A 12,270-nucleotide genomic window follows, 5' to 3' on the forward strand; every position below is an offset into this window, starting at 1 on the left:
CCCTTGTATCTGTTTGAAAGCCTGAATCAACTGATTCAAAACTACCTGCCGGAAGACCAGATTAAGCGTCTTCGGCAGGCGTATCTCGTTGCACGTGACGCTCACGAGGGCCAGACACGTTCAAGCGGTGAACCCTATATCACGCACCCGGTAGCAGTAGCCTGCATTCTGGCCGAGATGAAACTCGACTATGAAACGCTAATGGCTGCGCTGCTGCATGACGTGATTGAAGATACCCCCGCTACCTACCAGGACATGGAACAGCTTTTTGGTAAAAGCGTTGCAGAACTGGTTGAAGGGGTATCGAAGCTTGATAAGCTTAAGTTCCGCGATAAGAAAGAGGCGCAGGCCGAAAACTTTCGCAAGATGATTATGGCGATGGTGCAGGATATCCGCGTCATTCTCATCAAACTTGCCGACCGTACCCACAATATGCGCACGCTGGGCTCATTACGCCCGGACAAACGTCGCCGTATTGCCCGCGAAACCCTCGAAATCTACAGTCCGCTGGCGCACCGTTTAGGTATACATCACATTAAAACCGAGCTGGAAGAGTTGGGTTTTGAAGCGCTGTACCCGAACCGCTATCGCGTGATTAAAGAAGTGGTTAAAGCCGCACGCGGCAACCGCAAAGAGATGATTCAAAAAATCCTCTCGGAAATCGAAGGGCGTTTGCAGGAGGCAGGCATTCCGTGTCGCGTAAGCGGTCGCGAGAAACACCTGTACTCGATCTACTGCAAAATGGTGCTCAAAGAGCAGCGTTTTCACTCGATCATGGACATCTACGCGTTTCGCGTTATCGTCCACGACGCCGACACCTGTTATCGCGTACTTGGTCAAATGCACAGCCTGTACAAACCCCGTCCTGGTCGCGTGAAAGACTATATCGCCATTCCGAAAGCGAACGGATATCAGTCTTTGCACACCTCGATGATCGGTCCACACGGGGTTCCGGTTGAAGTACAAATTCGTACTGAAGACATGGACCAAATGGCGGAGATGGGGGTTGCTGCGCACTGGGCATATAAAGAGCACGGCGGTGAAAGCAGCACCACAGCGCAAATCCGCGCGCAGCGCTGGATGCAAAGCCTGCTGGAACTGCAGCAGAGTGCCGGTAGCTCATTTGAATTTATTGAAAGCGTCAAATCTGATCTCTTCCCGGATGAGATTTATGTTTTCACACCGGAAGGGCGCATTGTTGAACTGCCTGCCGGTGCAACACCTGTCGATTTCGCTTATGCCGTGCATACCGACATCGGTCATGCCTGCGTCGGTGCACGCGTCGACAGACAGCCTTACCCGCTTTCGCAGTCGCTTTCCAGCGGCCAAACTGTTGAGATCATTACCGCTCCGGGCGCGCGTCCGAATGCGGCGTGGCTCAACTTTGTCGTTAGCTCGAAAGCCCGCGCCAAAATTCGCCAGCTGTTGAAAAACCTCAAGCGCGATGATTCCGTTAGCCTGGGTCGCCGTCTGCTTAACCATGCCTTAGGCGGCAGCCGTAAACTGGCTGAGATCCCGCAGGAGAGCATCCAGCGTGAGCTTGAGCGCATGAAGCTCGCCACGCTTGACGATCTGCTCGCGGAAATCGGCCTGGGGAATGCCATGAGCGTGGTGGTAGCGAAGAACCTCCAGCAGGGTGACGCATCTGCGAATGTTCCTGCGCAATCCGGCCACGGCCATCTGCCGATCAAAGGCGCTGATGGTGTGCTGATCACCTTCGCGAAATGCTGTCGTCCCATCCCAGGTGACCCGATTATCGCCCACGTCAGCCCGGGGAAAGGTCTGGTCATTCACCATGAATCCTGTCGTAACATCCGTGGTTACCAGAAAGAGCCAGAGAAGTTTATGGCGGTGGAATGGGACAAAGAAACGGAGCAGGAATTCATCACCGAAATCAAGGTGGAGATGTTTAACCACCAGGGTGCTTTGGCTAACCTGACGGCGGCAATCAACACCACTACTTCCAATATTCAAAGCCTGAATACGGAAGAAAAAGACGGTCGCGTCTACAGCGCCTTTATCCGCCTGACCGCTCGCGATCGCGTGCATCTGGCGAATATCATGCGCAAAATCCGCGTAATGCCGGACGTTATTAAAGTCACACGTAATAGAAATTAGCGCTTACACAAAATCATTCGAATTGCATCAAGGCGGCAAGCGAATGAATCCCCAGTAGCGTATAGAAGTACGTGACTGGGGTAAGTGAGTGCAGCCAACGCCGAGGCAGTTCGAAGGATGAAGTGTAATGAACTCAAACCGTTATGCGCGTATTTGTGAAATGCTCGCCAGGCGTCAGCCCGATCTGACCGTCTGCATGGAGCAGGTCCATAAACCTCATAATGTTTCTGCGATCGTTCGTACCGCAGATGCGGTCGGTGTGCACGAAGTCCACGCCGTCTGGCCGGGTAGCCGCATGCGCACCATGCTCTCTTCTGCCGCAGGCAGTAACAGCTGGGTGCAAGTCAAGACCCACCCGACTATTGGCGATGCGGTCACCCATTTAAAAAATCAGGGCATGCAGATTCTGGCGACGCATCTCTCTGATAAGGCTGTCGATTTTCGCGAAATTGATTACACGCGCCCCACCTGCATCCTGATGGGTCAGGAAAAAACCGGCATCACCCAGGAAGCGTTAGACCTTGCGGATCGGGATATCATCATTCCTATGACCGGCATGGTGCAGTCATTGAATGTCTCGGTTGCCTCCGCACTCATTCTGTATGAAGCACAGCGCCAGCGGCAAAACGCCGGCATGTACCAGCGAGATAACAGCATGCTGCCGGAAGACGAGCAGCAGCGCCTGCTTTTCGAAGGGGGTTATCCGGTGCTGGCCAACGTCGCAAAGCGCAAAGGTCTCCCTTACCCCCACGTCAATACGCAGGGCGAAATTGAAGCCGATGCCGCGTGGTGGGCCACTATGCAGTCAGCGAGATAAATCCGATGAAAGGCCGTTTACTGGATGCCATTCCACTTAATTCCCTGACGGGCGTTGGCGCAGCGCAAAGCAGTAAACTGGCTAAAATCGGCCTGCACACCGTACAGGATCTCCTGTTACACCTTCCTCTGCGTTATGAAGACCGCACGCATCTGTACCCAATTGGCGAGCTTTTGCCGGGCGTCTACGCCACTGTAGAAGGAGAAGTGCTGAACTGCACTGTCACCTTCGGTGGTCGGAGAATGATGACCTGCCAGATAAGCGACGGTTCTGGCATCCTGACGATGCGTTTTTTCAACTTCAGCGCGGCAATGAAAAATAGCCTGGCGACAGGTCGGCGAGTGCTGGCCTACGGTGAAGCCAAGCGCGGGAAATACGGGGCAGAGATGATCCACCCGGAATACCGCGTACAGGGCGATCTCAGCACCCCGGAACTGCAGGAAACGCTCACACCAGTTTACCCGACTACGGAAGGGGTTAAGCAGGCTACGCTGCGTAAACTTACCGATCAGGCGCTGGATTTGCTCGATACCTGCGCCATTGCCGAACTGCTGCCGCCCGAACTGTTACAGGGCATGATGAGCCTACCGGAAGCGCTGCGCACGCTGCATCGTCCACCGCCATCTTTACAGCTCAGCGATCTAGAAACCGGACAACATCCGGCGCAGCGGCGCCTGATCCTCGAAGAGCTCTTAGCCCATAACCTCAGTATGCTGGCATTGCGCGCCGGGGCGCAGCGTTTTCATGCCCAGTCGCTGAGTGCCAACGATACGCTGAAAAACCAGCTGCTGGCCGCGTTACCCTTCAAACCCACAGCCGCACAGGCGCGGGTGACCGCTGAGATCGAACGCGACATGGCGCTGGATGTCCCGATGATGCGCCTGGTACAGGGTGATGTCGGATCTGGTAAAACCTTGGTCGCCGCGCTCGCTGCCCTACGGGCTATTGCCCACGGTCAGCAGGTAGCGCTGATGGCACCAACCGAACTACTGGCCGAACAGCATGCGAATAACTTCCGTAGCTGGTTTGCACCACTTGGCATTGAAGTCGGCTGGTTGGCCGGTAAGCAGAAAGGTAAAGCGCGTCTTGCCCAACAGGAAGCCATTGCCAGCGGGCAGGTACAGATGATTGTCGGTACACACGCCATTTTTCAGGAGCAGGTTCAGTTCAATGGTCTGGCGCTGGTGATTATCGACGAACAGCACCGCTTTGGCGTTCATCAACGTCTGGCTCTATGGGAAAAAGGTCAGCAGCAGGGTTTCCATCCGCATCAGCTGATCATGACTGCCACGCCGATCCCGCGTACGCTGGCAATGACCGCCTACGCCGATCTCGACACCTCAGTGATAGACGAACTCCCGCCGGGTCGTACGCCGGTCACCACGGTCGCCATCCCGGATACCCGTCGCAGCGATATTATTGATCGCGTGCGCAACGCCTGTACCCATGAAGGACGTCAGGCTTACTGGGTCTGCACGCTGATTGAAGAGTCTGAATTGTTAGAAGCCCAGGCGGCAGAAGCCACGTGGGAAGAGCTGAAAATTGCCCTACCGGAACTCAATATTGGTCTGGTGCACGGACGCATGAAGCCCGCCGAGAAGCAGTCGGTGATGGCTGCCTTCAAGCAGGGAGAACTGCATCTGTTGATCGCCACCACGGTGATTGAAGTCGGCGTGGACGTCCCCAACGCCAGCCTGATGATTATCGAAAACCCGGAACGTTTAGGTCTGGCCCAGCTGCATCAGCTACGCGGCCGCGTCGGTCGTGGCGCGGTGGCCTCCCACTGCGTGCTGCTCTACAAATCACCGCTGTCAAAAACCGCGCAGAAACGCCTGCAGGTCCTGCGAGACAGTAACGACGGATTTGTGATTGCGCAAAAGGATTTGGAGATTCGCGGCCCCGGAGAATTACTGGGGACACGTCAGACGGGGACGGCGGAATTCAAAGTAGCGGATTTACTACGCGATCAGGCAATTATTCCGGAAGTTCAGCGCATTGCCCGTCATATTCACGAACGTTACCCACAACAGGCGGTGGCGCTGATTGAGCGCTGGATGCCGGAAACCGAACGCTATTCCAACGCGTAATCGATAAATAGCGGCGGCGGTTGTCACACCGCCGCACGGCCTTTATTGCGCAAAAATTGGCAACAGCAAATACAGCTTAATCACCAACGCGTTAACGATGTCGATAAAGAACGCCCCTACCATCGGCACGACTAAAAATGCAGTATGCGATGGACCAAAACGCTCGGTAATCGCCTGCATGTTGGCAATCGCCGTCGGCGTTGCGCCGAGACCAAAACCACAGTGCCCGGCTGCCAGCACAGCGGCATCGTAGTTCTTGCCCATCATGCGCCAGGTGACAAATATGGCGTACAGCGCCATGAAGATCGTCTGCACCACCAGAATCGCCAGCATCGGCAGCGCCAGCGAAGCCAGTTCCCACAGCTTCAAGCTCATCAACGCCATCGCCAGGAACAGCGACAGACTCACGTTGCCCAGCACGGAAACCGCGCGTTCGAACACCCGATAAAAACCCATTAACGCCAGGCCATTGCTGAGGATCACCCCAACAAACAGCACGCAGACGAAGGTCGGCAATTCCAGCACGGTACCCACCAGCAATTGCGCAACGATTTTGCCCACCGTCAGACAGATAGCGATCAGCGCGATGGTTTCAATCAGCACCAGAGAGGTGATGATGCGCCCGACATCCGGTTTTTCAAACGCAGTCGGCACGGCCTGATCGTCCGGCATACCGTCAGGCGTAGTGGAGTGCTTCACCAGATAGCGCGCGACCGGGCCGCCAATCAGTCCACCCAGCACCAGGCCAAATGTTGCGCACGCCATCGCCACTTCGGTGGCATTGGTAAAACCGTAGCGCTCAATAAACAGCTTACTCCACGCCGCACCCGTACCGTGTCCACCGGAAAGCGTAATCGAACCGGCAATCAGCCCCATCAACGGGTCAAGACCCAGCAGGCTCGCCATCCCGATCCCAATGGCGTTCTGCATCAACAGCAACCCCACCACCACAATCAGAAAAATGCCCACCACGCGGCCACCGGCGCGCAGGCTGGCGATGTTGGCGTTCAGGCCGATAGTGGCAAAGAACGCCAGCATCAGCGGGTCACGCAGCGTCATATCGAAATTAACTTCCCAGCCCATGCTCTTTTTCAGTACCAGCAGTGCGATCGCCACCAGTAAACCACCCGCAACGGGCTCAGGTATCGTGTATTTCTTCAGGAAGGGAACAGACTGGACGAGCTTACGTCCCAGCAGCAACACCAGCGTTGCCGCAACCAATGTAGATAACGTATCGAGGTAAAACATAGACAGCTCCATTAGTGCGTTTAGCACAATCACGCACGATGTATTCCAGATCGATTTTTAGGTCTTTTTAGGTTTTCGGGGTGGATTTTAAGCAGAAAATGACAAAAAGTTATATAAAAAGGTGAGTTCATCGGTTTTAAATATTAAGAATACCTGCTAGCAAACGTTTGCTTTTCTGTTCTGGTCAGATAAAATCACCGCTTTTCCACCATGGGATTGCCTCTGATGTCCGTTAACGCCGTAGAGCCAACAAATGCGCAACCGGTTGCGCAGGCTCACAACAGTGAACTGATTTACCGTCTTGAAGATCGCCCCCCGTTAGCCCAGACCCTGTTTGCCGCCTGCCAGCACCTGCTGGCGATGTTCGTCGCGGTGATCACGCCAGCCCTGCTTATCTGTCAGGCGCTCGGTTTACCGGCTCAGGATACTCAACACATTATCAGTATGTCGCTGTTCGCTTCCGGCGTAGCCTCCATCATTCAGATTAAAGCCTGGGGGCCGGTCGGCTCAGGGCTGTTATCCATTCAGGGCACCAGCTTTAACTTTGTAGCACCGCTGATTATGGGCGGCACGGCGCTGAAAACCGGCGGTGCAGATGTCCCGACCATGATGGCGGCACTGTTCGGTACGCTGATGCTGGCGAGCTGCACGGAAATGGTTATCTCGCGCGTACTGCATCTGGCGCGCCGTATTATTACCCCGCTGGTCTCAGGTGTGGTGGTGATGATTATCGGCCTGTCGCTGATTCAGGTAGGCCTGACGTCAATCGGTGGCGGCTATGCCGCAATGAGCGACAACACCTTCGGCGCACCGAAGAATCTGATGCTGGCCGGCGTTGTACTGGCGCTCATTATTCTTCTTAACCGCCAGCGTAACCCGTACCTGCGCGTGGCATCACTGGTGATTGCCATGGCCGCAGGCTATCTGCTGGCCTGGTTTATGGACATGTTGCCGCAAAACACCGCACCGGTGAGCCAGGACTTCATCATGGTACCAACGCCGCTATATTATGGCCTGGGCATCGACTGGAGCTTACTGCTGCCACTGATGCTGGTCTTTATGATCACCTCTCTGGAAACCATCGGCGATATTACGGCCACCTCCGATGTCTCCGAACAACCGGTCTCCGGCCCGCTGTACATGAAGCGTCTGAAAGGCGGCGTTCTGGCAAATGGCCTGAACTCGTTTGTTTCCGCCGTGTTCAATACCTTTCCGAACTCCTGCTTCGGGCAGAACAACGGGGTGATTCAGTTGACTGGCGTAGCCAGCCGCTATGTTGGCTTTGTAGTCGCGCTGATGCTGATCGCGCTGGGTCTGTTCCCGGCGGTCAGTGGGTTTGTACAGCACATCCCTGAGCCGGTTCTCGGCGGCGCTACGCTGGTGATGTTCGGTACCATCGCCGCCTCCGGGGTGCGCATTGTTTCTCGCGAGCCGCTGAATCGCCGCGCTATTCTGATTATTGCACTGTCGCTGGCCGTTGGCCTGGGCGTCTCCCAGCAGCCGCTGATCCTGCAGTTTGCCCCGGACTGGGTGAAAAACCTGCTCTCCTCAGGGATTGCCGCAGGCGGTATTACCGCTATCGTTCTGAACCTCGTTTTCCCGCCAGAGAAACAGTAAGCGACATGCGGCGTTGATTCAGAATCAACGCCGCTGTTACGCTCTTTCACCATTCCCGCCTTGAGGATTGCGCGTAAATCGTGCATAACTTGACTACGTGTACTTTGCGGGATGGAAGACCATGAAATTTATTGGAAAGCTGCTTCTTTACGTGCTGATCGCCCTTGCAGTGGCGATCCTCGGTCTCTATTTTCTACTGCAAACCCGCTGGGGCGCCGAGCATGTCAGCGCCTGGGTGTCAGAGAACAGCAGCTACCACCTGACGTTTGATGCCATCGATCATCGGTTTTCTTCACCCTCCCACATTCTGCTGGAGAACGTCACCTTTGGTCGGGATGGCCAGCCTGCCACCCTGGTAGCAAAAAACGTTGATATTGGGCTGAGCAGTCGCCAAATCACCGACCCGCTGCACGTCGACACCATCCTGTTGCAAAACGGTACGCTGAATCTTTCTCCACAAACTGCACCGCTGCCGTTCCAGGCCGATCGCCTGCAGCTACAGGATATGGCACTCAACAGCCCCGGAAGCGAGTGGAACCTCAGTGCGCAGCGCGTGAACGGCGGCGTGATCCCCTGGAGCCCTGAAGCCGGAAAAATACTCGGCAGTAAAGCGCAGATCCAGCTCAGCGCCAGCTCGTTAACGCTGAACGATGTTCCTACGACTAACGTGCTGATTGAAGGCAGTATCGATAACGATCGCGTCACGTTAAGCAATATTGGCGCCGATGTGGCGCGCGGCGCATTGACCGGCGTGGCGCAGCGAAACCCCGACGGCAGTTGGATGGTGGAGAATCTGCGGCTAAACGACATTCGGTTGCAAAGCGATAAATCGCTGACCGACTTTTTTGCGCCGCTCACCACCATTCCCTCGCTGCAAATTGGTCGTCTTGAGGTGACAGATGCCCGTCTACAAGGCCCTGACTGGGCGGTAACGGATCTCGATCTCAGCTTGCGCAACATGACCTTCAGTAAGGACGACTGGCAAACCCAGGAAGGTAAGTTGTCGATGAACGCCAGCGAATTTATCTACGGCTCGCTGCACTTCTTCGATCCTATTCTCAACGCTGAGTTCTCGCCGCAGGGCATTGCGCTGCGCCAGTTCACCACCCGCTGGGAAGGCGGTATGGTCAGAACCTCCGGCAACTGGTTGCGCAATAGCAAAGCGCTTGTTCTCGACGATGCCGCAGTTGCCGGGCTGGAATACACACTACCGGAAAACTGGAAACCGCTGTGGGTGAAGCCCTTGCCCACCTGGCTCGACAGCCTGACGTTGAAGAAATTCAGCGCCAGCCGCAATCTGGTGATTGATATCGACCCAGCCTTCCCGTGGCAGCTCACCGCGCTGGACGGTTACGGCACCAACCTCGGACTGGTGCAAAATCACCAGTGGGGGATCTGGAGCGGCAGCACCACGCTCAACGCCGCGGCCGCCACGTTTAACCGCACCGACGTACGCCGCCCTTCGCTGACGCTTACGGCCAACAGCAGCACGATCAATATCAGCGAACTGAGCGCGTATACCGAGAAAGGGTTGCTGGAGGCTACCGCCAGCATCTCACAACTTCCGCAGCGCCAGACGCAGGTCAGCCTGAACGGGCGCGGTGTGCCAATGACTATCCTACAACAGTGGGGATGGCCTGCGCTGCCGATTTCCGGCGACGGTAACATCCAACTGACTGCCAGCGGCACTATGCAGGCAGATACGCCGCTGAAGCCCACGGTGAACGGTCAACTGCATGCGGTGAATGCCGACAAGCAGCAAGTGACACAGACGATGAGTGCAGGTGAGATTTCGGGCGGCGAAGTGATGTCGACCGAGCCTGCGCAGTAAGGTATCGCCGGTAGAGCAAATACTACCGAGCCAAGAAGTTGCGCACACCGTGGTGCCGGATAAGAGAACCGGCACCACGTTCACATGCACTTACAGGGTAATGGTCAACGCATTGCCTTCTGCCGCAATCACCACACCCCACTCGCTCCCTGTAGATGAACCGCCCTTCACGCCGCCAATTTGCGGGATGTTACGCAGACACAGCGTCCAGTTGCGCGCCTCGCCCTCCCCCGTCACGGTGATGGTGTTATCCACACGTTTCGCCCTCAGCGTGAAGATAACCGAGCCGTCAGCGGCCGGCACGTCACAGACGGCTTCACGCCCCTCCTCCAGATGGAACAGCTGGAACGCAGTGCCTTCATGCCAGGCGTAATCCGGCTTCTGGTTATTGCTGCCCAGCGCCAGCAGGGTGTTGTCACGCACGTAGACCGGCAGGCTCAGGAAGTCATGCTGCTGTTTATGCCAGCGACTGCCCACAATCTCGTCGTTACGCCACAGGTGCGTCCAGCGACCTTCCGGTAGGTAGAACTGCACATCTCCCGCTTCAGAGAACACCGGGGCCACCATCACGCTGTCGCCCAGCATGTACTGACGGTCAAGGTAATCACACGCCGGATCGTCCGGGAATTCGAGCATCATCGCACGCATCATCGGCGTGCCATACTCGCTGGCGCGCACAGCTTCGCGATACAGATACGGCATCATGCGGCATTTCTGCTCGGTGAAGTAACGCACCACATCGCAGGATTCGTCGTCGTACGCCCATGGTACGCGGTAGGATTTGCTGCCGTGCAGACGACTGTGGCTGGAGAGCAGCCCAAACGCACACCAGCGTTTGTAGACGTGCGCCGGGGCGGTATTCTCGAAGCCGCCGATGTCGTGACTCCAGAAGCCAAAGCCGGACAAGCCGATGGATAAGCCACCGCGCAAGCTTTCCGCCATTGATTCGTAGTTGGCGTAGCAGTCGCCGCCCCAGTGCACCGGAAACTGCTGCGCGCCCACGGAAGCAGAACGGGCGAACAGCACCGCCTCTTCTTCCCCCACGGTCTCTTTCAGCACGTTCCACACTAGTTCGTTGTAGATGAACGCATAATGGTTGTGCATTTTCTGCGGGTCAGCGCCGTCAAACCACTGCACATCCGTCGGGATACGCTCGCCAAAATCGGTCTTGAAGCAGTCCACGCCGATATCTACCAGGCCTTTCAGCTTGTTGGCATACCACTCGCAGGCCTCTGGATTGGTAAAGTCATAAATCGCCAGCCCCGGCTGCCATTTATCCCACTGCCACACTGAGCCGTCCGGCCGCTTAAGCAGATAGCCTTTTTCTTTCAGTTCGTTGAACAGCGGCGATTTCTGCCCGATGTACGGGTTGATCCACACGCAGACCTTCAGGCCTTTCTCCTTCAGGCGACGGAGCATGCCTTCCGGGTCCGGGAACGTCACCGGGTCCCACTCAAAATCACACCACTGGAAGGCCTTCATCCAGAAGCAGTCGAAATGGAAAACGTGCAGCGGCAGGTTGCGCTCGGCCATGCCGTCGATAAAGCTGTTCACCGTCGCTTCATCGTAGTTGGTGGTGAACGAGGTGGTGAGCCACAGACCGAACGACCACGCAGGCGGCAGTGCAGGGCGACCGGTAAACTGGGTATAGCGATCCAGCACCGCTTTCGGGGTCGGGCCGTCGATCACGAAGTATTCCAGATACTCGCTTTCCACGCTGAACTGCACCTTTGACACCTTCTCGGAGCCAATTTCAAACGACACACACTGCGGATGGTTCACCAGCACGCCGTAACCACGATTGGTGACATAGAACGGGATGTTCTTGTAAGACTGCTCGGTACTGGTGCCGCCATCGCAGTTCCAGGTCTCGACCGTCTGACCATTACGCACCAGCGACGTAAAGCGTTCGCCAAGTCCGTACACCGTTTCGCCGACGCCCAGATCCAGGCGCTCGAACATATAGTTGCGATCGCTGTTAGCATCCTGCACGTAGCCATTATTTTTCAACTGGCTACCGGTAATGCGCTCCCCGTTGCGTAAAAAATCGAGGGCCCAGAATTCGCCTTTGGTTACGCGCACACTTAAATTACCGCTCTTCAATTCGGCAAAGTCGGCGTTATCGCACATCTCAACCTTCACGTCCTGCAGCACGTTCAGCGGATAATGCGGGCCGTTATCCAGCGCTCCCTGAAAGTGCTCCATACGCACGCCCACCACGCCTTCCTGCGGCGAGAAGAAGCGCAGCGTAAACATCGGGGTGTCCAACTGCCAGGTTCGCTCACGCACGTCGCGCGGCGCAACGTAGACCACCATCTCATTACCCTGTTGTTCAACATCGAACACCTGAACGGGGTTTATTACATTCAGACCTGGCTGGGTCATCCAGTTTCCGTCACTAATTTTCATCGTCTGTTCCTTTAGTTCTGAAATGCTTTCGCCGTAACGTCCTGTTGATTGCGTCGGTCAGATACGGGGCATAAGGCGTACACAGGCATACTGGTACCGGTTACAGTTTTTGTAAATCATCACGCGTGACATGGGTATTCCGA

Annotated in this window: 7 protein-coding genes; 5 read left to right on the forward strand and 2 right to left on the reverse strand. The window is 56.0% G+C overall.

Annotated elements, in window-relative coordinates; genetic code table 11:
* Window positions 1-3: 3 nt before the first annotated feature.
* The 3 genes from spoT (at window position 4) to recG (ending at window position 5,022) form a co-directional block, all read left to right on the forward strand.
* Window positions 4-2,118, forward strand: a complete 2,115-nt coding sequence (gene spoT / locus FDX22_RS29230; RefSeq protein ID WP_096759066.1) for a bifunctional GTP diphosphokinase/guanosine-3',5'-bis pyrophosphate 3'-pyrophosphohydrolase — start codon at window positions 4-6, stop codon at window positions 2,116-2,118.
* Between the two features lie 127 nt (window positions 2,119-2,245).
* A complete protein-coding gene (gene trmH, locus FDX22_RS29235; RefSeq protein WP_096759065.1) occupies window positions 2,246-2,935 on the forward strand; it encodes a tRNA (guanosine(18)-2'-O)-methyltransferase TrmH in 690 nt (229 codons plus the stop codon).
* A gap of 5 nt (window positions 2,936-2,940) precedes the next feature.
* Entirely contained in the window at window positions 2,941-5,022 is a 2,082-nt protein-coding gene (recG, locus tag FDX22_RS29240) for an ATP-dependent DNA helicase RecG (RefSeq protein ID WP_115257159.1), read from the forward strand.
* A gap of 42 nt (window positions 5,023-5,064) precedes the next feature.
* Here recG and gltS read toward each other — a convergent pair whose 3' ends face one another.
* Window positions 5,065-6,270, reverse strand: a complete 1,206-nt coding sequence (gene gltS, locus FDX22_RS29245; RefSeq protein ID WP_096759063.1) for a sodium/glutamate symporter — start codon at window positions 6,268-6,270, stop codon at window positions 5,065-5,067.
* 225 nt (window positions 6,271-6,495) lie between these two features.
* Here gltS and xanP point away from each other — a divergent pair, with 225 nt between their 5' ends.
* Window positions 6,496-7,887 carry a xanthine/proton symporter XanP gene (gene xanP, locus FDX22_RS29250; protein ID WP_096759062.1) on the forward strand — a complete coding sequence of 464 codons (1,392 nt, stop codon included), beginning with the start codon at window positions 6,496-6,498 and terminating at the stop codon, window positions 7,885-7,887.
* 121 nt (window positions 7,888-8,008) lie between these two features.
* The gene (locus tag FDX22_RS29255; RefSeq protein WP_146718169.1) at window positions 8,009-9,718 is read left to right on the forward strand and encodes an AsmA family protein; all 1,710 of its coding nucleotides are present in this window, start codon (window positions 8,009-8,011) and stop codon (window positions 9,716-9,718) included.
* A gap of 90 nt (window positions 9,719-9,808) precedes the next feature.
* Here the strand turns inward: FDX22_RS29255 and yicI are convergent, their stop codons facing one another.
* Window positions 9,809-12,127 (reverse strand): alpha-xylosidase, encoded by a 2,319-nt coding sequence (gene yicI, locus FDX22_RS29260; RefSeq protein WP_146718170.1) that lies wholly within the window; start codon window positions 12,125-12,127, stop codon window positions 9,809-9,811.
* Window positions 12,128-12,270: the final 143 nt, after the last annotated feature.

Source organism: Citrobacter sp. TBCS-14 (genome assembly GCF_005280805.1).
Classification (GTDB): Bacteria; Pseudomonadota; Gammaproteobacteria; order Enterobacterales; family Enterobacteriaceae; genus Citrobacter; species Citrobacter gillenii.

Excerpts from the sequence above, each read along its gene's own strand:
- trmH (WP_096759065.1), top strand. The coding sequence starts at position 2,246 with ATGAACTCAAACCGTTATGCGCGTATTTGTGAAATGCTCGCCAGGCGT.
- recG (WP_115257159.1), top strand. The coding sequence starts at position 2,941 with ATGAAAGGCCGTTTACTGGATGCCATTCCACTTAATTCCCTGACGGGC.
- gltS (WP_096759063.1), bottom strand. The coding sequence starts at position 6,270 with ATGTTTTACCTCGATACGTTATCTACATTGGTTGCGGCAACGCTGGTG.
- xanP (WP_096759062.1), top strand. The coding sequence starts at position 6,496 with ATGTCCGTTAACGCCGTAGAGCCAACAAATGCGCAACCGGTTGCGCAG.
- FDX22_RS29255 (WP_146718169.1), top strand. The coding sequence starts at position 8,009 with ATGAAATTTATTGGAAAGCTGCTTCTTTACGTGCTGATCGCCCTTGCA.
- yicI (WP_146718170.1), bottom strand. The coding sequence starts at position 12,127 with ATGAAAATTAGTGACGGAAACTGGATGACCCAGCCAGGTCTGAATGTA.